Genomic DNA, 19,810 nt, shown 5'->3' with positions numbered 1-19,810 from the left:
CACTTATGGGTTGCAAGCTGGAAGGGACCTGTGTACCAGGTAGCCCTGGTACTTTCGCCTACGCCACACGACTACGTTTGACCGCATTAGAGGACTTTGATATAGCCAAGTATACCATGAAATAGCTCAGTTCTATCAGAGGCACACGCAGGCGCGAGGAGTCAAGCTCATAACGTGTATATGTGTTAGCTCGCTGCTTTTGATAAATATATCTCGTTTCATAGAAAATACCTCTTTTGGATTCTGTATAGTATTAGTACGCGGAAAGAGGTCGCGGTGCATACATATCCCTGGGGATGTGTCTCTGGTTGCAATAAAAACGGGCGGATTGGCGCGGAACGGGGAGCATAGCTGGAGAATATGAGGCATGTGGATACAGGTAGTATAATTTTGTGCAGGACTCTGGCACGTGACAAGCAAAACTGGATAGCGCAAGAGAAGCAGGAGGAGACGCTGTGCGAGTAGTGAAGACCGTTCTGATCAACCGTCCGGTCGAGGAGGTATTTACCTACGTGACGGATATGTGCAAGGTCACGGAATGGACACCTGCACGCGAAATTCGCCCGGTTAATGATGTTCCCATGGGCGTCGGGGCACGCTTTCTCCAGGCGGGCGAGTTCCTAAATCAGCGTATGGAGTTTACCACAGAGGTAACGCACTACGAGGTGCCCAGGCTGTTTGGCTTTAAAAGCCTGACCGGACCCGTGAATCTAGAGACGACGATCATCTTCGAACCAATCGAGAGCGGTACGCGGGTTACCATGATGGGCGTGGGCGAACCAGGAGGAATGCTGAAATTCGCGCGCGGCCTGGTCTCCACCATGCTTGATAAGCAGATCAATGCCCAGGTTCACAAGCTCAAAAAGAACTTAGAAAAAGCCTGAGCATTGTCTCGCAAGCTCGCCTTGGTAAGTGTGTATGGGTGCATGGCACGGGCGAACGCCCGTGCCATGCACCCATACACACTTACCCTGAGTGCCGCAGGCGCGAAGGTACTTCCCCTGCGGTACCAGAGGTGCATGTTATAATGATGCTGAGATCAATTCTACGCGTTCAGTCAGTGGATTTGCTGCTACGCGTGAGCTAGAGACATCGTGGTAGCTGATCGCTTAGCAATGATGCAAGCGAGCAAGGGAAAGGCAGTGAGCGAGTGTATGGAAAGCGTATTTGAAAGCCAACCTCTCTGGGAACCCTCGGAAGCAGTGAAGCAACAGGCCAACGTCACCCAGTATATGCGCTGGTTGCAGGAGAAGAAGGGGCTGCATTTTCAGACGCGCGAAGCGCTCTGGGAATGGTCCGCGAATGAGATTGAAGCCTTTTGGGGTTCTCTCTGGGAATATTTTTCACTTCAGGCATCGACCCCCTATACAACTATCTTGCACCAACGTGTGATGCCAGGGGCGCAATGGTTTCCCGGTGCGCGTCTCAATTATGCGGAACATGCCTTCCGCAACGCCACCGAGGCACACCCAGCCCTCCTTTTTCGCTCTGAACGGCACGAACTCGTTAGTGTCTCATGGGCGGAACTGGCGCAAAAGGTTGGCGCCATCGCCCAGGCCTTGAGGGATCTAGGCGTAAAACCTGGCGACCGTGTCGTGGGCTATATGCCTAATATCCCCGAAACGGCGATGGCCTTTCTGGCATGTGCCAGCATAGGCGCCGTCTGGTCAAGCTGCTCGCCCGATTTTGGCACCAATAGTGTCATCGACCGCTTTAAGCAGATTGAGCCAAAGGTCTTATTTGCCATCGATGGATATCAATATGGTGGCAAGCGTTTTGATCGCCGCTCCATTGTCGCGGAACTGCAAGAGTCGCTGCCGAGCGTAGAGCATACTGTGCTCTATTCCTACCTCTTTGGCGAGCAGGGAACCCAACCTGCGGCGCTGTCAAATACCCTCTCCTGGCAGGAACTGGCCGCGAAGCCTGCTCCCTTGCGATTTGAGCAAGTTCCCTTTGATCATCCGCTGTGGATTCTCTATTCTTCGGGAACCACTGGCCTGCCTAAGCCCATTGTTCATGGCCATGGTGGTATTCTCCTGGAACACCTGAAGTGCCTGACGCTGGATAAGGATATAAAGCCAGGCGATCGCTTATTCTGGTTTTCAACCACGGGCTGGATGATGTGGAATCTGCTGCTCGGTGGTCTGCTGGTAGGGGCAACGGTCTTACTCTACGATGGTAGCCCGGCTTACCCGGACATGGAAACATTGTGGCAGTTTGCCGCAGATACACAGATGACAACCTTTGGCACCAGTGCGGCCTATATTTCAAGCTGTATGAAGAGTGGTATCGAGCCAGGTCAGACCTATGATTTGCGTCATCTGCGAACTGTAGGTTCGACGGGTTCGCCGCTGACGCCCGAGGGGTTCCGCTGGATCTATGAGCATGTCAAGTCCGACCTCTGGCTGGCCTCAGTTAGTGGTGGCACGGATGTGTGTTCCGCCTTTGTGGGCTGCTCGCCCCTGCTCCCCGTGTATGCGGGTGAGCTTCAGTGTCGTATGCTCGGCGCGAAGATTGAAGCCTTTGATGAAGCTGGAAATGCACTGATTGACGAGGTTGGCGAGCTTGTGATTACGAATCCGCTGCCCTCCATGCCACTCTACTTCTGGAACGATCCCAACTATGAGCGGTATCGCGAGAGCTACTTCTCGCTTTATCCTGACGTCTGGCGCCACGGTGACTGGATCAAAATTACGCCCTCGGGTGGCGCCATTATTTATGGCCGTTCCGACTCCACCATCAACCGGCAGGGTATTCGGATGGGCAGCAGCGAGATCTATCGCGTGGTTGAGAGCCTCCCAGAGGTGCTTGATAGCCTGATTATCGGCGTGGAGATGCCGGGTGGACACTATTACATGCCTCTCTTTGTGGTCTTGCGCGAGGGCGTTGAACTGGACGAGAGCCTGAAGGCGAGGATTAAAACGCAGCTTCGCTCAGCTGTCTCGCCCCATCACGTACCCGATGAGATTCAGCAGATTCCCGAGGTGCCGCGCACTCTGAGCGGGAAAAAGCTTGAGGTACCGATCAAGAAGCTCTTTATGGGTATCCCTGTTGAGAAGGCCGCCAGCGTGGATGCCCTGAGTAACCCCCAGGCGCTGACCTACTTCGTAGACTTCGCGCAGACGGTGGTGGCGCGACGCGAGGATACGGTTGTATAAGCATAACTTCAAATGGTCCTCAGATGTAGTGCATTGTGAGGAGCCTGCGGCTCCCCACAATGCACTACATCTCATAATCAAGGCGAGCGCCCCAGGCGCGAAGCCTGCTTTATCCCGGTTAGCGAGAAATGGGAACAGGTAAAGTGGACGCAGATGCTCATTTAGAGCCGTGCGGCGCAGGGTGATGGGAAGAACGTCCCTCTTGCTACAGACTTTCCCGGGCGTTGTGCTATACTACGCGTGACGTATAGCAAAATGCCTGTCAGCAAGTATATTCCTCCGCGATGCGCCGCTCGTCAGCCGATTTGATGGGGGCATTCAGGTAATTAGTAGAGAGATGGAGTAGGTATGGGTTACGAGCCGAATTCACCAGGCCCCAATTCAACCACAAATGGTCACGCGCGTATAAAGCGCTTTGGCGCGCGCTTGCGTCCATCGGAGATAGGGCAACAGCCTTTCCAGAAGCAGGGTGCGCAGATTCCGCGCGAGGAAACTATTCCAGGTTTCTATGAGCCATCAGGAGCACCCGGTATGCCCCCACAGGGAATGGCGTGGCGTGGTCAGGTAGAGTCTGGATATGGAACCAGCCTTGATTCACCATTGCCTGGCAATTATGGTTCATGGGACTTCTCACCAGAGAATGCATCCTCGCAGGCCGCTTCTTCACCAGCACCATCGTTTCCACCTGTTCCTGGATTTAATCCAACTCCCGAACCTCTCTATGTGCCCCAGAATATTGCTTATAGCCAGAGCGAGGCCCGCCAGCCCTCAATCAGTCCACCTCCTCTAACGCCCCTGACCAGTTCTGCTGTTCCTCCCTCGCCCTGGGGTCAGAAAAAGAAGAAACCGCTGCTGCTGGGGCTGTTGCTAGGTGTGCTACTGCTTGGTGGCTTGAGCTACTACGTGTATAGTTATATGCACATTGCCCACCAGATAAATACGCCAAAGGACCAGGTAGTGACGCCCACAGTCAATGCCCAGGCCACTGCCCTGGCGTCAGCCTATCCCTTTAGTAAAGACCTGGTGCTGACTGATACCCTTAAGGATAATAGCCAGAAACATGGCTGGCAGGAGGACCGCTACTGTACATTTGCCGCTGGCGCCTACCAGGCACGCGAGCCAGAGGCAAATACCTATTATACCTGCCCGGCGCTCAAGACCGCGTTTACCAACTTTACCTATCAACTCACTATGCGGATAACGAAGGGTGAGATCGCTGGCTTAACCTTCCGTGGCGATGATGCCGGCTACAAATACTACGCCTTTATCTTTAATAGCAATGGCAGTTATACCCTGCTTGTCTACACCGGGCGCAATGTCCCTCCACGCTCTCTTTATACTGGTAGCAGCAGCCAGTTTAAGCCAGGTGGCGATAATCAAATTGCCGTTGCGGCTGCTGGTTCCACGCTTCGTCTCTTTGCCAATCATCAGCTTCTGGCATCGGTCGAGGATGCTACCCTGACGCAGGGCCAGATAGGCGTAGCAGTGTATACCCAGAAGAACGAGACGCAGGTGCTCTTTCGCGACGCGAAAGTATGGAAGCTTGCCTGATTTCCAGGCTAACAAATAGACACCAAAGGTGAATTGAACAGTCTAGATGTTATTGTTCAGGTACTTGACGATTGGTTGCGGATTGGTAGCATGAGGAAAATATTAGTGTCAGAAGTTGTTTTCTGTAGAAGAAGTGTAGTTCCTTAAGAAATACCTTGTGCTCTTCAAGAGTAAGGGGTTGACGCATGGCCGAGCGTACAGGTCAGCAGTTTGGAAATTATCGCCTGGTAAGCCTGTTGGGACAGGGCGGGTTTGCCGAGGTCTACCTGGGCGAGCATACTGGGATGCCGCCACGGGTGGTAGTACCCTGGCATACAAGGGACACAAAGGTAATATCAATGCGCCTTCCTGGTCGCCCGATGGCAAATATCTTGCCTCTGGCTCCTGGGACAAGACGGTCAAGGTCTGGTCGCTGAGTTAGCATACCGCGTTACGATGAACTTAACAGCTACCTGGGATGTCTAAGGCGTTAGTGGGATAGCTTCCTTCGCGTACAACTTTTTTTGCCCCTGACAAGTACATGTATTATGTGGATTGCAGCAAAGAGAATATGAATCTGCGTATATTATGAGAAGAGTGGAGGATGGGGTGAGGAGCGCGAACTGTACAGGTATAGCTACAAAGTGGCATCCCGGCTAAAAAGGCTGCATGAAAACGTTTACCCCATTGTGGGTTCTGTGACAAAAGAGAGCGGTAGAAAATGATTTCAGATGTGAGCAAAGATAATAAAGAGCATGCCTCTGGTCCCCCAGGGGCGGTGGAACAGTCACGATTTCCGGTGCAACGTTTTTCGCTTATCGCGGCCATTATCTCAACCCTGCTGATTCGTATTGCGGGCCGTACAAGCTTTGTCATCTTAGGGTTTTACCTGGGCGAGCGCTTCGCTTCGGCGACGTTAGTGGCGCTAGTGCTTGAAGCATTCTATATTACCGAACTCTTGCTATCGCCTGTTGTTGGAAGCCTCTCCGATCATGTAGGTAGACGCCCATTTCTCTTATTCTCCCCTATAATGGCAACCATGGCCACGCTCTGCTTCTTGCTGGCCTCGCGCCTCTACCCGCATCCAAATGTTCATGTCTTGAATGCACACCTTGTATTGTTGCTGGTGATCATCCTGTTTGGACGCCTGCTGGAGGGCGCGACAACTGGTATGAATGTACCTGCGACCCTGGGCTATCTGACGGATATCACGATTGGCTCAGAGCGCCTGCGTATGCGTGCGGTGACGGCCTTTGAGGTGGTGACGGTGGGGGCCATTGGCCTGGCCATCCCCTTTGCGGGAAAGGTCAGTAGTACGCTTGATACCTGGGGCTTCCTGGTTGTCGCGGCATTATATATGCTCACGCTACTCATCATTTTCCTGGGTGTGCGCGAGAGCGTGGAAATTCAGGAACGTACCACATCCCGGCGCTCACTCCTGGAGGGTTTTAAGGTCCTGCGCTATCGCCGAATCTCGACCTTCCTGCCTGCCTGGTTCTCGGTCAACGCCCTGGTGGGAGCGTGGGCGGTACTCATCACCATCATGCTGGCTTATCCTAAACACTCGGCGGCTCTGCGCCATCCTGGACAACTCCTCTATGGCGGCTTTAGCAAGATGGGGTCATCGCTCTGGGTGGGAGGTTTTGCCCTGCTCTTCCTCTGTGGGATGGGCGTATGGATGTTGTTTGTCGCGCGTTTCCGCCGTTCAACCGTGATGCTGATTGGCCTGGTGGGTCTGGGGATAGCGATAAGCGCACTAACGGTGATAAACGGGTTGGGTGAGACAATGGGCGATGTCGTACCAGACCAGTCTACGGTAGTCCTGATCCTGCTAGGTATTGTCGCCCTGGGTGTGCTCTTACTTAGCGGTTTTACTCCTGTGGCATTGATGCAGATGAGCGCCATCGCTGAGTCGATGCGTGGTAAGCGGGGAGCGGTCATGGGCCTCTACTCCGTGGTGCTGGCCATAGGACAGCTTATTGGGACCTCGCTAGGCGGACTCTTTGTCGACTGGCATGGTTTCTATGGCCTGATGCAATTCTCGCTTCTAATGGGTGTGTGCTCATTCTTAAGTGTGCTCTATATGCGTTATCATCGCGATGATCTCTTGCAACCACCCAAGAAGGGTTTGTATTAGAGGTGTGGTTGGAGGTTAGCAGCCGCAGGTTGCTAACCTCCAACCACACCTCTAATACAAAGATAATGTGTCAGGCTCGGCGCAGAGGTGTAAAGGCGGCAAGGAGCGTGATCAGACCCAGGCCGAGCGCGATCCAGACTAACTCCTGACGGGCGCCCAGAGGGAGGAGCAGGAGGCCCCAGAGCGCCTTGCCCACGGGTTCAATGCCAAAAGTGAGCAGGCGAAACGAACTATTTACCCGCCCCAGCAGTTCATCGGGGGCAAGCGAGAGTCTGTAGGAGACGACTACCACGGCATAGCAAGGCCAGAGCAGGCCGATTAGTCCCATCGCAAGGATGAGCATCCAGGAGCCAGAACTCAATACTAGCAGTGTGCTTGCTAGTGTCCAGCCAAGCAGGGAGCCGAGCATGATTTGTCTCATACCCAGGTGCCTTTGTAGCCAGGGCGCGATGGCACCTCCCAGGAGGCCCCCAATCCCGTTGGCGCTGATGACGATACCCAGGGTAAGTGTGTCCAGGTGAAGGGTATCGCGTGCCAGGAGAATCACCGCCAGGGTAATCCCGGCCTGCATAAAATTGATTAGCGTCGTGAGCAGAGCCATCAAGCGGAGCAGGGGCTGGCGCCAGAGAAAGCGCAATCCCACAAGTACCTCATGCAGGAGTGATTGTCGCAGCGGCGCGACGCGTTGCTGCTGAAAAGGCACACGAATACCGCCCAGCGAGAGTACTGAGACAAGGTAAGAGAAGCTATCAGCCATATATGCCAGCATCGTACCTGGCAGTGTAGCGCCTGCGAACTGAATCAGCAGACCTCCAAGACTGGGGCCAACCAGTGTGGCGGTACTCTGGGTGATTTCGCTCAGCATATAGGCTGAGGGGACATCCTTGGGCGCGACTACACGTGGCAGGGCCGAGAGCTGAGCGATACCAAAGAGCACGTTGGCCGTCCCTTCGAGGAAGGCCACGACATAGAGCTGTGGTAGCGTCAGGTGACCGAGATAGAAGGCCACAGGCACAGAGGCCAGGAGGAGCCAGCGCAGCGTATCGCAGGCCAGCATGACCAGCTTACGGTTCCAGCGATCCACCAGTGCGCCCGCGGGCAGGCTAAAGAGCAGGTAGGGTAGCAACTGAATGGCGCTGAGAAAGCCAGCCTGAGCAGGTGAGTTGGTAAAGGCGAGTACAAGCAATGGGAGTGCGAAAAGTGAGACCTGGCTTCCCGTCTCGGAAACAATCTGCCCGCTCCAGAGGAGCAAGAAGGCGCGATTGCGCCATAAGCTAGCCGTGGGTTGAGGTGGCCTGGCTGGCAAGGTATCGATCTGATCCATATAAAGCAAAATCCTTCATTGTGTATCCAGGGAAAAGAGTAAAAAGCTTTGTGAAGATGACTGGTTTATGAGGCACACAACAAAGGGAGGAGCACGACTACGGCCAGGCGGAGCATGCTGGCAGCCCTGTGCTTCTCTTGTGAGATTGAGGCAATGAATGCTTGTTTGAGTTGGATGCCGGCCCGTACTCCAACCGGCTCAGAAGGCTCAATAATGGGGCTGCACTGTGCGGTATCCTCCGACTGACTGCTAGAAAACGAGACGTTCTTCTTACATTTGTTTATAGAGATGAGTATAGCGAAATCCTTCTGGCTGGTCAATGTGAAGGGTCCTGGCGCAATAGAGCAGTTGACTTTTGTGGGGCACTGACACTAGAAACAGGGAGAATGATAAAATGCTAAGCAGGTCAGTTTTCTCTCTGTGATATGACAACAAGCAGGATGTTTTGTTGAAGCCAGCAACAGAGAAGAGGAGGGAGCATATGCCGCACTACTTTACGCGCGCCGAAGCGGAGGCTTTGCTGCCTGCGATCAGTGTGGAGCTAGGCAAAATCCAGGTTCACTATCGCCAGGCGCAAGGGCTAGAGAAGGACCTCGAGGAGATGCAGGTGAAGTCTATGGGCAATGGGCACCACCTGCAAGGCAAGATACTGCATGTTCAGGAGAGCCTGCTGGAGCATGTTCAGGCGCTGCAACAGGCAATGGAAGAGTTGCAGACATTGGGCTGTGAGCTGAAGGACCCGGAAATTGGTCTGATTGATTTTTTGAGCTTACGTAACGGCGAAGAGGTCTACCTCTGCTGGCACCTGGGCGAAGAGCATATCGACTACTGGCATACCCTGGAGGCTGGCTTCGCGGGCCGTCAACCATTTGAGGATGAGTAGTAAGAAGAAGTATGAGAGAGTTTGGTATGACAAGCATTCAACAGGCGCTACAAGAGGGGATACAGCGTTTGCAGGTGCGCGATGGGCGCGGAGGGGAGCAGAATCCGCGCCTGGACGCCCAGGTCTTGTTGGGACATATACTACAGGTGCCACGGGCGACGTTGTACGCCTATCCCGAGCGAGAGCTGAGCGTAGAACAGGAGAAGCGCTTTCGCGAACTCATTGAGCGGCGCGCCCGCAACGAGCCTGTCGCGTACCTTGTTGGCGAAAAGGAATTTTACGGACGCGACTTCCAGGTGGATGCGCGCGTGCTTATTCCCCGTCCCGAGACGGAACTACTGGTGGAAGCCGCGCTCAAGGAGGCGCGACGCCGCCTGGATGCGGGAGAGATGCCAGTTGTGGCCGACGTTGGCACTGGGAGCGGGGTTATACCGATTACCCTGGCGCTAGAGGAGCCACGCCTGCCTGTAATCTATGCCTGCGATGTCTCGGCGGAGGCCTTAGAGGTTGCGCGTACCAATTGCCAGCGCTATGGCGTTGAGGAGCGTGTGATTCTGTTGCAGAGCTATCTCTTGCAGGCCTTGCCCCAGCCCGTAGATATGCTGCTTGCCAACCTACCGTATGTCGGCACAGACGAATTACCACAGATGGCTCCCGACGTATGGAATTATGAGCCACACCTGGCCCTTTTTAGTGGTCCAGATGGGCTAGGCTTATTGACGCGCCTGTGTCGTGAAGCCCGTCAATATGGTATGCTGAGGCCTGGGGGATGGTGTGTGTTGGAAATGGGTTACCTGCATCAAGAGCCACTGACACGCCTGGTAAAGAGTTTATGGCCCAAGGCCGATGTGGCGTGTATCAGTGACTACGCTGGATTGGACCGCCACCTGGTGGTGCGACTACCCGGCAGCAACCAGGTCTCATAACTGATCGCCGTTACTAGAGGCATGATCCTGGGTTATACCCCGCTTCACATATGAGACCGTCAAAAGTGATGTGTTTGCGTGTTTTTATAGAAAAAAGAGTGCGTAGTAGCAATGTACCTTTGCTGTGACGCGTTTAGCGGGGAGAGTCCACATGGCTCTGTTGAGAATCGTTGAGGCTCAAGTGTCATCGTTTAGTTTACCAGACCTGCTCTTAATTCTAGGAGGCGGCGCTGTCGCGTTTCTGCTTTCGTACCTCTTTACCTTTGGGGTCATCAAGTTTTGCACCCGGTTCGATTTGCTGGATCGCCCTACGAAGGATCGCGACCGTATTCATAAGAAGCCAGTGCCACGCCTGGGCGGGGTAGCTATCTTCCTGGCCTTCGTGGTCGCCTCACTCATCTTTTACGCAACCAACCACGAGGTGAAGCCGGATGAGATGATTCGTTTTATCTTATTGATGGCGGCCTCCCTCTTACTGGTAGCGGTCCATGCATATGACGATGTGCGTGGGATGCGTGCCCTCCATAAATTTATTGTCCAGTCGCTCGCGGTTGTGATTATCCTTGGTCCGTGGAACTGGCATTTTTATGGCATCATTCTCTTTGGCTTTAGCAATCCCTTTGGAGTCGCGGTCGAGCATCCGGGTCTCCCCTGGTATCAGCAGCCAATCATCTCTATCTTGATCCATAAACCAGAGATCACCTGGCTGGCGATCCCGGCAGTCATCGTTACCTGGTTCTGGTTTACGGGCATGACCAATACCGTCAACTTTGTGGATGGCCTGGATGGGCTGGCCACAGGCGTAGTGGGAATTACTGGCTTCTTCATTACCATCATTAGTATTTACCTTGGTCAGTACACCATCGGCCTGCTGGCGGGAATCTTCACAGGCGCGGTGCTTGGCTTCTTGCCTCACAACTGGAGCCCAGCCAAGATCTTTATGGGCGATAGCGGAGCGCAGTTTCTTGGGTTTATGCTGGCGGCGCTCTCCATCATGGGCGGAGCCAAGCTGGCCCTGGCGCTCATGGTCCTGGGTGTGCCCATCCTGGATGTCGCTGTGATCATCGTTAGCCGCCTGCGTCGCGGCCAGTCGTTTGCCCAGCCTGATACGACCTCTCACCTCCACTATCGCTTGATGGCTACAGGCTTGAACGCCAAACAGATCTGTTATATCTTTTATGGCCTGACAACGGCCTTTGGCATCCTGGCCTTGAGCCTGCCAAAGGGGGTTAAGATTGTCGGCCTGCTGCTCGTTGGCGCGACGATGCTCTTCCTGACCTTCTGGCTGGACAATCTCCAGAAGCAGCGTGAGGCCTTGCTCAACTCGCCCCGTCCCCCACTCTCTGACGAGCAGGAGTCAAATCCAACTGGAGACGAGCGACATCACGCCCGCTTGCAGACGGAGAGCTAGGCTAAGGCCGTGTGGTTGTCCGACTAAGACAAAGAGAAGGCCCCGGTGCTTGTACAAGCACCGGGGCCTTCTCTTTCTGCTTTCTTCTACGCCATGACTTCGTTGGAGGCCTCGTTGAGCTGGCGAATCATCTCGGTTTCTTCCTCCAGCATGCGCTTAAGGAAGTGCCCGGTATAGGACTGTGGCGCCTGTGCCACTACCTCGGGCGTGCCCTCGGCTATGATGCGACCACCCCCGTCGCCTCCTTCGGGTCCCAGATCAATGATCCAGTCGGCGCATTTGATAACGTCCAGGTTATGCTCAATGACGACAATCGTGTTCCCAGTATCTACCAGGCGCTGTAGGACGCTGAGCAGGCGATCTACGTCGGCGAAGTGCAGGCCGGTGGTGGGCTCGTCCAGGATGTAGAGTGTGCGTCCCGTGGCGCGGCGTGACAGCTCGGTCGCCAGCTTGATGCGTTGAGCCTCACCACCTGAAAGCGTGGTCGCGGGCTGCCCCAGGCGCATATAGCCCAGGCCTACATCCTTTAGCGTCTGCATCTTGATATGGATAGAGGGAACGTTCACGAAGAAGCCAGCGGCCTCCTCAATGGTCATATCCAGCACATCGGCGATAGTCTTGCCCTTGTAGTGGATCTCCAGGGCCTCACGGTTATAGCGCCTGCCGTTACAGACCTCGCAGGGAACATAGACGTCGGGCAGGAAGTTCATCTCGATGCGTACAATGCCCTCACCCTTACAGGCCTCACAGCGCCCACCCTTGACGTTAAAGGAGAAGCGGCCAGGCATATAGCCACGCATGCGTGACTCGGGCACCTGGGCAAAGAGTTCGCGAATGCCGGTAAAGGCGTTCGTATAGGTGGCTGGGTTGGAGCGTGGTGTGCGCCCGATCGGCGACTGATCAATATCAATGACCTTGTCCAGGTGTTCAAGCCCTTCAATGGTCTCATGCTGTCCAGGACGCTCATGGGCGCGGTGGAAGGTATGAGCCAGTTTGCGATAGAGAATATCCGTGATCAGCGTACTCTTGCCTGAGCCTGAGACGCCAGTGATAACGACGAACTTCCCAAGGGGGATGTCGACGTCGACATTCTTCAGATTGTTCTCGTTTGCGCCCCTGATGGTAAGCTTATTACCGTTGCCGGGACGGCGCTCGGCGGGAATCTCGACGCGACGGCGGCGCGAGAGGTAGTCACCAGTGAGCGAGTTGGGATTGGCCACGATCTCATCATAGGTTCCCTCGGCCACAACATAGCCACCATGCTCACCCGCGCCCGGTCCAATATCGATGATATGGTCGGAGGCGCGCATCGTGTCCTCGTCGTGCTCAACCACCAGCAGTGTGTTGCCCAGGTTGCGTAAGCGCGTCAGGGTCTTGATCAGGCGCTCGTTATCACGCTGGTGCAGGCCAATGCTGGGTTCGTCCAGGATGTAGAGTACCCCCATCAGGCCAGAACCAATCTGGGTTGCCAGGCGAATGCGCTGGGCCTCACCACCCGAGAGGCTGGCCGCGGCCCGGCTCAGGGTCAGGTAGTCCAGGCCGACATCGACCAGGAACTGTAGGCGTGCATGAATTTCCTTGAGCACCTGGCGCGCGATAAAGCGCTCGCGCTCGGTCAGGGTCGTCGCGATGAGTTGTCCCCGCGTATCAATTTTTGCCAGGGGATCACCAAGCAGGCTATTGCCCTGCTTGCCATTCTTCTTCGTCTTGCCATTCTTCACAGGTGCCAGGTGAATTGGCTCCCCAGGCTTGACCCCGCTCCGGCTGGCGAGTACATCATCCTCCAACTCCTGGAAGAAGCGCTGAGTGTGTGTGATTGAGAGGCTCGTCACCTGGACGATATTATGTCCCCCCACAGTAACGGCAAGGGCCTCCGGCTTGAGGCGCGCGCCCCGGCAATCCGGGCAGATGCGCGCTGTCATATAGCCTTCAATCTCTTCGCGAATGCCCTCGCTATCGGTCTGCTTATAGCGCCGGTCGAGATTGGGGATGACGCCTTCGAAATGGACATTATAGGTCTTGGTCTGCCCATTCTGAGGCGTATAGCGAATGGCAAGCTGCTCAGGAATGCCGTGCAGGATTTTCTGCTGAATATCTTCGCTCAGGTCCTGCCAGGGGGTATTCAGATCAAAGTCGTAGGCCTTTGACAGGGATTCCAGAATGGCGCTATGCCACTGGCTGCCATTGACGACCTTGCTCCAGGGAGCGATGGCACCCTCAAGAATGCTGACCTCGGGATGGGTCACGATCAGTTCGGGATCGATCTCCATCTGCGTTCCCAGGCCGGTACAGGTGGGGCAGGCCCCGTGAGGGCTGTTAAAGCTGAAGGTGCGGGGAGCGATCTCTGGCAGGCTAATGCTGCAGTAGACGCAGGCCGCCTTCTCGGAGTAGAGCGTCTCCTCACCACCAATTACAGAGACCAGCACGACCCCATTGCCGAGTTTGAGCGTCGTCTCCAGTGAATCGGTCAGGCGCTGGCGGAAGGCCGGGTCAACCTCTTCATGCAGGATCGCGGGAATATCTGGCTCCGCGATATTGTCCTCGTCGCGATGCGCCTCTTTGCTGGCATTGACTTCGTAGAGCGCGGGCCGCTCAGCCACCTTCTTCAGCCCACTCTCCTCGTTCTCCTCGCGCTTCTGTTTGCGAATAACCAGGCGGTCAACCACGACCTCGATGGTGTGTTTCTTCTGTTTATCCAGGTCGATTTCGTCGCTCAGGTCGCGAATCTCGCCATCGACGCGCACGCGCACATAGCCTGAGCGGCGCATCTCTTCAAAGACGTTTTTGTATTCGCCTTTGCGACCCTGAACAAGGGGGGCCAGCAGCATGATGCGTGAGCCATCAGCCAGGCTGAGGACGGCATCCACAATCTGCTGGAGGGTCTGTTGACTGACCTCGCGTCCGCACTGGGGACAATGCTGATGACCGATGCGCGCGTAGAGTAGGCGCAGGTAGTCATAAATTTCGGTAACGGTGCCAACTGTTGAGCGTGGGTTGTGGGTTGTGCCTTTCTGATCGATGGAGATAGCAGGCGAAAGGCCGTCGATGTGTTCAACATCGGGCTTCTCCATCTTGTCCAGGAACTGGCGTGCATAGGCCGAGAGCGACTCTACATAGCGACGCTGCCCTTCCGCGAAGATGGTATCAAACGCCAAACTACTCTTCCCCGAACCCGAAAGACCTGTGATGACCACGAGCTTATCGCGCGGAATGGTCACGTTAATATTCTTTAAATTGTGCTCACGTGCACCACGAACTACTATTTTATCCTGGGGCATAACAATCCAACCGTCCGTCCCTGCAAAACGTAGAATAACTACAGTGCTTATTTTCTCTGTGGGTGTGCCAACGTTTCAACCACAGTGACGTTTAAGCGCCACTGCAACCAATGTGTACCGTAGAAAATACAAACAAACGTTCCATCTAACACTACTATACTGGCGGCTTTGAGTCAAGGGTTATGGGACCGGCTAGAGCAGATTCTTTTTATGCTCTCAAAGGGGAGAGTAAGAGCATTTGCATTATTCCTCCCAATCCATCAAACCCATTCTGTACATATGAGAATCGCTACAGGCCAAAAGGGTCACTACTAGGAGAAAACACTATGGAGCGAGGAATTATTTCTTGGCATGTGACGTGTAATCCGTAATTCTGTCTAAATATGGCTATGTTCCTTTGATGGAAATAGATTACAATAAAAACAGCTTGTAGCAGAGTTGTCTTGGTTGGCTGCAAAGATGTGGCCTGAGAAGAAGGAAGTGACTTTGGTGGAGGTACGTATGGGTGTAAAGCTGAATACTGGGAAGCGCTACCGTTTTGTGCGCGAGCTGGTAGAGACGTTGGCGCTGACAGTATTGCTCTTTCTCGCGATCAACTTCGCGGTGCAGAAATTTGATGTGGTGGGCAAGAGTATGGAATCGCGGCTCCATAATCAGGAGAGCCTGATTGTCGACAAGGCGAGCTATTATGTGCGCCAGCCTGCGCGTGGGGATGTCATTGTTTTTGAGGCGCCCCCGCAACCGACTGCCGACTACATTAAGCGTATTATCGCTGTACCAGGAGATGTGATCTCGGTCGAAAACGGGGGGCCAACCGTTGATGGTGTGCGGCTCAATGAGACATATGTTGATCCCGCCAAAGCAGGGGCCTCACCCACGGATAGACCCGTACATAATCTTCTTGTCCCTCCTGGCTACTACTTTGTGATGGGGGATAATCGCGTTGACAGCTATGACTCGCGGTCGTGGGGGCTGGTCCCGCGTGCTAACATCATTGGGCGTGCGGCGCTCATTTACTGGCCGTTTAAGGCGGATAACATTGGCCTTTTGCCGGATGTCTCATCTGTCTACGCGAAGGTACACCAACCATCGGACGCAATCAATGCCAGGCGCTAATCTCTTATTCCGAAACCCAACCCTCATTCGGGGGCACGCGTCACTTGCGTGTCTAGCGCTTCCCCCATTCGGGGACAAGCGCGCTCAGGGTTTTCGGATCAGAAGTAGCTGTGCAACCAGGAAATAGTACTCTCGGGGGGGCTACGAACAGCACGACGCTACATTTCGTGGTATCCTTCCTGTATACTATGGTGGAACTTATTGATATTATTTGAAACAGTTTAACGAGGAAAGCCCGTGGATGTAGAGCTGGATTTTGAAAAACGTTTCCGCTTAGTGCGTGAAATCATCGAAACCATCGTGTTGACCGTCTTGATGTTTCTGGTGATTCGCCTGGCAGTCCAGAACTTCAACATTGATGGCCAGAGCATGGAGCCGAACTTTCACAATCAACAATTTATTTTTGTCGACAAGTGGTCGTATCTCTTTCATCCACCCCGCCGCGGCGATGTGATTGTATTTGCCGCTCCCCCTGAACCCGACCAGGACTACATCAAGCGCGTTGTTGGCCTCCCAGGCGACGTCATCACCATTCAAGACACGACTGTATTTGTAAATGGGAAGGCATTATCTGAGACATATATCGATCCGCACCGCCAGGGGAATCCCTATGCGCCCATTGTCAACATGGTCATTCCCCAGAGCGATTATTTTGTGCTGGGAGACAACCGCATGGGTAGCTCAGACTCGCGGGCCTGGGGCTGTGTTCCCAAGCAGAATCTCGTAGGCCAGGCCGCCTTTGTCTTCTGGCCCTTAGGACAGGATAACTGGGGGCTGGTCAAGAACGAGAACGGCATCTTTGACCAGGTACCTCAGCCACCCCAGGTCACGAATCCAACCATGTGTCCGGTGAAGCCTGCCCCTGTTCCTGCCACCCAAATCTCTCCCGCGCCGGGTGCGCATCCCTCGCTCCTCTCCCAGGCCGAGCTGCCCGTCACCTTCCTGCTACCCACCCTTCTCGGCGGCTGGTGGTACTGGCAGCAACGCGCCCAGCGCCGCTGCAACGCCAAAGAAGCCCTGGAGCAAGACCAGGAAGAAGAGGTATAAAAAAATCAGCACCGCAAGGTGCTGATTTTTTTATACCTCCTATTTACCCGAGTTGGATGCTCATGTCTCCGTTGTTGAGGGTGATGCTCTTGATGGGGCGCTTGAGTCGGGCCTGGGCGTCGGCGAAGTGTTTGTTGAGCAGCGTCGTGATGTCGTCGGATGAGAGGACCAGGCCGATGGGTCCCTCCAGGGTGGTGTTGGTGGCGACGAGCTTCCCGTCCTGGATCTGGGGTAGGACGGAGATCGCGCTAGCGAAGCCATAGACTGTGAAGCTTAGCCGCACATGATCGGGCGTGATCTGGGTGCTGGGGTTCTGGACCGGGCTATTTGGTGGCAGGTTGAGCACGACCAGGTTGTTGAATGTATCCTGCGAGACTTTCAGGGGTGGAATAGGCACATCGACCCCTGGGGGAAGTGGGGGAAGTCCGGGAATGTTTGTAATATTCGAGGCGTCCGGTACCTGGTTCACGGCTCTTGCCATGGCGGTATCTAACTCTTGCATCGCCATATCGTGAGCGTAGGGGCGTACGCCGAAGGTCCAGATGGCTCCCAGAGCCAGGACCAGTATGATAAGAATAGAGAGACAGCCCAGGGTCAGACCTGCGCGGCCACGCTTACGTGGTTGGGGCCTCTCCTGGACTGCTGCTCCTCTTGGATCTGCGTTTGCTTGCATGTTTCTCTCTCCTGCTAAATTTCTCTGATACTGTGGAAACGGAGCAGGAGGCATTGAGGGAGACATTTGCCCTGGTCTCTGGTAAGAAGTTCCTGCTTGTGGGCCTGGTACTGGCTGTTGCCAGGAGGGTTGTTGTGATGGATCCGCGAGGAACGTCTTTTCCTCATGGGGATTGCCCGGCGATGATGGCTGCCAGGCAGGCGGTGCGCTAGCTTGTACGGTGGCTCCACATTGAGGGCAGAAGCTTGCCTGCCTGTCGATTGGTGCATTGCACTGTCGGCAATTCATATATGTCTCCCCTGTTTATAAAGGTTAACGCTCGCGATGCAAAATCTCGTCCATGGATTGGATGATGCGTTGACGCAGGACCGGGTCTGCGTTAATGGCTTGCGCGACCTGGTTGATGAGTGCCTGTTCTTGCTCTGGTGAGAGATGGTAGCCATATTGCTGGTGGATTGCGACGGCTGCGCCACGGCGTACCTTTTCCTCGTCGCTAAACTGAGGAGGGGGAAGGGTCTGGGTTGCGCGCTCGCTGGTGGTGCCGGGAGGGCTTGCGCCTTGCAGGGGTTGTAGGCCCTGAGCGGCAAAGGCGATCTCGTTGCCAATCAAGTGCGCTGAATGAGGTGTGGCTCGCTCTACATGGACGACGACGCTCTGACTCTCCTCTTGCAGTTGGGTAATAGTGCCCTCCAGGTAGATAACCTCTGGCGCTCCCCAGAAGACACGCTCGCCTTTATGCAGGATCATCGCTTTTTCATCTCCCATCCTTCAATGCAGGTCATATAAAAGCCTCTTCCTGCATGTACGTTTGTCAGGGGAGTAAGTTTCTTCTGCTCCAATTTTCATATGCAAATGTATGCAAGCACACATCCACACAGAATTTTGTTGTTGCTGTTTCAATCTTCGCAGCCTCCAGGCACTGTGCGCCTTTTGGTCTTACACCAAGTCCACAGCCGAGTTTTACGTCGCGTCCGAGCCAGTGCCGCCGACGACTTGATCACTGAGCCCGATCAAGCGAAGAGCTTCGTACAGGATGTTCAACGAGGCATTCCCATCCCTGTCCTGAGGGAAGAGATGGTATGCGCATTGGTGGTTCTGGCACAGGAAGACCCGATTAGAGAGTTGCATGTCTTCCCACCTCCAGCCGCAAGCATGACAGGTCTTACTGGAAGGGAAAAAGCGTCCCACCTTCACCACCTGCCCGCCACGCTGTTCAACCTTCCTGGTGAGCAGGTTCACCAGTTTGCCAAGTGCGGCATCGGAGAACGAGCGAGCCAACTTGCGATTTTTGAGCAACCCCTTGAGATGGAGATCCTCGATACCGACGATCCCATAACACGTGGCAAGCTTGGTCGTCAGTTTGTGGAGCGCATCATCTCGTAGGCAGGTAATGCGATAGTGGAGCCGTGCCACCTGGCGACGGGCTCTCTCCCGGTTCTTTGAACCAGGTTTCCGCCGATGCAGCCGCTTGTTGGCCTGACGCAGCTTTTTGAGGGCCGTGGTGAGGTATTTTTGGTTCTCAAATCCCTCGCCAGTACTCAATGTTGCCAGTCGATTCAAGCCCATATCGATCCCAACGGCTGCAGAGCGTTTGGTGGGCTGTTCATCTGGGACTTCCATCGTGATAGCGATGAACCACCAGTCCGAAGTACGTGTCACCCGCGCCCCGGTGATCTTTCCCTTGAATCGGAGATTCTCGGCCATGTTGACCCAACCGAGTTTGGGTATCCACACGCGGTGATCGCCCACTTCCATCTGATCATTCGCCAGATAAAAGCTTGGTTTACTGCGCTTTTTGCTCTTGAACCTGGGTTTTCGTGCCTTTCCCTCGAAGAAGGCCTTGAAGGCTTTGCCCAGGTCCAGGAACGGCTGATCCGAGGCGTTCTTGGTAATTTCCCACGTCCAAGGGAACTGCTCGCGCCGAATCTCGTTACATTGTTTCTTGAGCTTGAACGTTGTGGGCTTCTCCCCAGTTTCATATTGCCGGATCCATTCCGCGAGCGCCCAATTCCACACAAATCGCGCAACACCTGCTGCTTTGGCAAAGTACACTTTTTGCTCATCAGTGGGATGAAGACGAATTTTGTGGGCTCGAATCATTTTTCAGATCACCTTTTGTATTCTAAGGCCTTTCATGCATGTCTATTTTAGAACATTTCTTCTCTGATGTCAATGGGAAAGAAATGTATGCCACTTGCTATTCTTTGCATACATTCTCCTACCTTTTGGCGAACTGTTGATTCCTCTTTTTGAAATGGCATGGGAGAACTTTCGCGCCTGCGGCGCTCAGGGGTAAGGTGTATGTACGTGGGAAGCAGGGCTTTGCC

General features: G+C 54.5%; 16 protein-coding genes. 11 read left to right on the top strand and 5 right to left on the bottom strand.

Annotation, left to right across the window (positions count from 1 at the left end; all coding sequences use genetic code 11):
• The first annotated feature begins 455 nt into the window (after positions 1 to 455).
• The 5 genes from KRAC_RS12120 (at position 456) to KRAC_RS12105 (ending at position 6,825) form a co-directional block, all read left to right on the top strand.
• Positions 456 to 884, top strand: coding sequence for an SRPBCC family protein (locus tag KRAC_RS12120; protein WP_007907285.1), 429 nt, complete (start codon positions 456 to 458; stop codon positions 882 to 884).
• Between the two features lie 270 nt (positions 885 to 1,154).
• Positions 1,155 to 3,158: an acetoacetate--CoA ligase gene (locus tag KRAC_RS12115; RefSeq protein WP_007907282.1), complete on the top strand. Its 2,004-nt coding sequence runs from the start codon at positions 1,155 to 1,157 to the stop codon at positions 3,156 to 3,158.
• A gap of 348 nt (positions 3,159 to 3,506) precedes the next feature.
• Positions 3,507 to 4,709 carry a hypothetical protein gene (locus tag KRAC_RS12110; protein ID WP_007907281.1) on the top strand — a complete coding sequence of 401 codons (1,203 nt, stop codon included), beginning with the start codon at positions 3,507 to 3,509 and terminating at the stop codon, positions 4,707 to 4,709.
• Between the two features lie 157 nt (positions 4,710 to 4,866).
• Positions 4,867 to 5,130: a WD40 repeat domain-containing protein gene (locus KRAC_RS75865; protein WP_075164207.1), complete on the top strand. Its 264-nt coding sequence runs from the start codon at positions 4,867 to 4,869 to the stop codon at positions 5,128 to 5,130.
• Between the two features lie 279 nt (positions 5,131 to 5,409).
• Positions 5,410 to 6,825, top strand: coding sequence for an MFS transporter (locus tag KRAC_RS12105; protein ID WP_007907280.1), 1,416 nt, complete (start codon positions 5,410 to 5,412; stop codon positions 6,823 to 6,825).
• Between the two features lie 70 nt (positions 6,826 to 6,895).
• On the opposite strand, the gene KRAC_RS12100 is transcribed toward KRAC_RS12105, so the two are convergent.
• The gene (locus KRAC_RS12100; protein WP_007907278.1) at positions 6,896 to 8,149 is read right to left on the bottom strand and encodes an MFS transporter; all 1,254 of its coding nucleotides are present in this window, start codon (positions 8,147 to 8,149) and stop codon (positions 6,896 to 6,898) included.
• A 481-nt stretch (positions 8,150 to 8,630) separates the two neighbouring features.
• Between KRAC_RS12100 and KRAC_RS12090 the strand changes: the two genes are divergently transcribed.
• The 3 genes from KRAC_RS12090 (at position 8,631) to KRAC_RS12080 (ending at position 11,369) form a co-directional block, all read left to right on the top strand.
• Positions 8,631 to 9,032, top strand: coding sequence for a DUF2203 domain-containing protein (locus KRAC_RS12090; RefSeq protein WP_007907274.1), 402 nt, complete (start codon positions 8,631 to 8,633; stop codon positions 9,030 to 9,032).
• A gap of 26 nt (positions 9,033 to 9,058) precedes the next feature.
• Positions 9,059 to 9,958 (top strand): peptide chain release factor N(5)-glutamine methyltransferase, encoded by a 900-nt coding sequence (gene prmC, locus KRAC_RS12085; RefSeq protein ID WP_007907273.1) that lies wholly within the window; start codon positions 9,059 to 9,061, stop codon positions 9,956 to 9,958.
• 151 nt (positions 9,959 to 10,109) lie between these two features.
• On the top strand, positions 10,110 to 11,369 hold the full coding sequence (locus KRAC_RS12080; RefSeq protein ID WP_007907271.1) for a glycosyltransferase family 4 protein: 1,260 nt from the start codon (positions 10,110 to 10,112) through the stop codon (positions 11,367 to 11,369).
• An 86-nt stretch (positions 11,370 to 11,455) separates the two neighbouring features.
• On the opposite strand, the gene uvrA is transcribed toward KRAC_RS12080, so the two are convergent.
• Complete coding sequence (uvrA, locus tag KRAC_RS69080; RefSeq protein ID WP_007907269.1) at positions 11,456 to 14,647, bottom strand: excinuclease ABC subunit UvrA; 3,192 nt, start codon at positions 14,645 to 14,647, stop codon at positions 11,456 to 11,458.
• Between the two features lie 501 nt (positions 14,648 to 15,148).
• On the opposite strand from uvrA, the gene lepB (KRAC_RS12070) reads away from it, so the two are divergent.
• Positions 15,149 to 15,763 (top strand): signal peptidase I, encoded by a 615-nt coding sequence (gene lepB / locus KRAC_RS12070; RefSeq protein WP_007907268.1) that lies wholly within the window; start codon positions 15,149 to 15,151, stop codon positions 15,761 to 15,763.
• A 237-nt stretch (positions 15,764 to 16,000) separates the two neighbouring features.
• Positions 16,001 to 16,810, top strand: coding sequence for a signal peptidase I (gene lepB, locus KRAC_RS61360; RefSeq protein ID WP_007907267.1), 810 nt, complete (start codon positions 16,001 to 16,003; stop codon positions 16,808 to 16,810).
• A gap of 43 nt (positions 16,811 to 16,853) precedes the next feature.
• Here the strand turns inward: lepB (KRAC_RS61360) and KRAC_RS12060 are convergent, their stop codons facing one another.
• On the bottom strand, positions 16,854 to 17,483 hold the full coding sequence (locus tag KRAC_RS12060) for a hypothetical protein (protein WP_007907265.1): 630 nt from the start codon (positions 17,481 to 17,483) through the stop codon (positions 16,854 to 16,856).
• A gap of 53 nt (positions 17,484 to 17,536) precedes the next feature.
• On the opposite strand from KRAC_RS12060, the gene KRAC_RS71125 reads away from it, so the two are divergent.
• Positions 17,537 to 17,695 carry a hypothetical protein gene (locus tag KRAC_RS71125; protein ID WP_157506393.1) on the top strand — a complete coding sequence of 53 codons (159 nt, stop codon included), beginning with the start codon at positions 17,537 to 17,539 and terminating at the stop codon, positions 17,693 to 17,695.
• A 100-nt stretch (positions 17,696 to 17,795) separates the two neighbouring features.
• On the opposite strand, the gene KRAC_RS12055 is transcribed toward KRAC_RS71125, so the two are convergent.
• Both KRAC_RS12055 and KRAC_RS12050 read right to left on the bottom strand, forming a co-directional pair.
• Entirely contained in the window at positions 17,796 to 18,230 is a 435-nt protein-coding gene (locus KRAC_RS12055; protein WP_007907263.1) for a hypothetical protein, read from the bottom strand.
• Between the two features lie 213 nt (positions 18,231 to 18,443).
• A complete protein-coding gene (locus tag KRAC_RS12050; RefSeq protein ID WP_007907261.1) occupies positions 18,444 to 19,583 on the bottom strand; it encodes an RNA-guided endonuclease InsQ/TnpB family protein in 1,140 nt (379 codons plus the stop codon).
• Between the last annotated feature and the right edge of the window lie 227 nt (positions 19,584 to 19,810).

The sequence above is a fragment of the Ktedonobacter racemifer DSM 44963 genome (assembly GCF_000178855.1).
Classification (GTDB): Bacteria; Chloroflexota; Ktedonobacteria; order Ktedonobacterales; family Ktedonobacteraceae; genus Ktedonobacter; species Ktedonobacter racemifer.
This window is presented reverse-complemented; position numbering and strand designations above follow the sequence as displayed.

Coding starts and splice junctions, on each gene's coding strand:
- KRAC_RS12115 (WP_007907282.1), top strand. CDS start 1,155: ATGGAAAGCGTATTTGAAAGCCAACCTCTCTGGGAACCCTCGGAAGCA.
- KRAC_RS12110 (WP_007907281.1), top strand. CDS start 3,507: ATGGGTTACGAGCCGAATTCACCAGGCCCCAATTCAACCACAAATGGT.
- KRAC_RS12105 (WP_007907280.1), top strand. CDS start 5,410: ATGATTTCAGATGTGAGCAAAGATAATAAAGAGCATGCCTCTGGTCCC.
- KRAC_RS12100 (WP_007907278.1), bottom strand. CDS start 8,149: ATGGATCAGATCGATACCTTGCCAGCCAGGCCACCTCAACCCACGGCT.
- KRAC_RS12090 (WP_007907274.1), top strand. CDS start 8,631: ATGCCGCACTACTTTACGCGCGCCGAAGCGGAGGCTTTGCTGCCTGCG.
- prmC (WP_007907273.1), top strand. CDS start 9,059: ATGACAAGCATTCAACAGGCGCTACAAGAGGGGATACAGCGTTTGCAG.
- KRAC_RS12080 (WP_007907271.1), top strand. CDS start 10,110: ATGGCTCTGTTGAGAATCGTTGAGGCTCAAGTGTCATCGTTTAGTTTA.
- uvrA (WP_007907269.1), bottom strand. CDS start 14,647: ATGCCCCAGGATAAAATAGTAGTTCGTGGTGCACGTGAGCACAATTTA.
- lepB (WP_007907268.1), top strand. CDS start 15,149: ATGGGTGTAAAGCTGAATACTGGGAAGCGCTACCGTTTTGTGCGCGAG.
- KRAC_RS12060 (WP_007907265.1), bottom strand. CDS start 17,483: ATGCAAGCAAACGCAGATCCAAGAGGAGCAGCAGTCCAGGAGAGGCCC.
- KRAC_RS12055 (WP_007907263.1), bottom strand. CDS start 18,230: ATGATCCTGCATAAAGGCGAGCGTGTCTTCTGGGGAGCGCCAGAGGTT.
- KRAC_RS12050 (WP_007907261.1), bottom strand. CDS start 19,583: ATGATTCGAGCCCACAAAATTCGTCTTCATCCCACTGATGAGCAAAAA.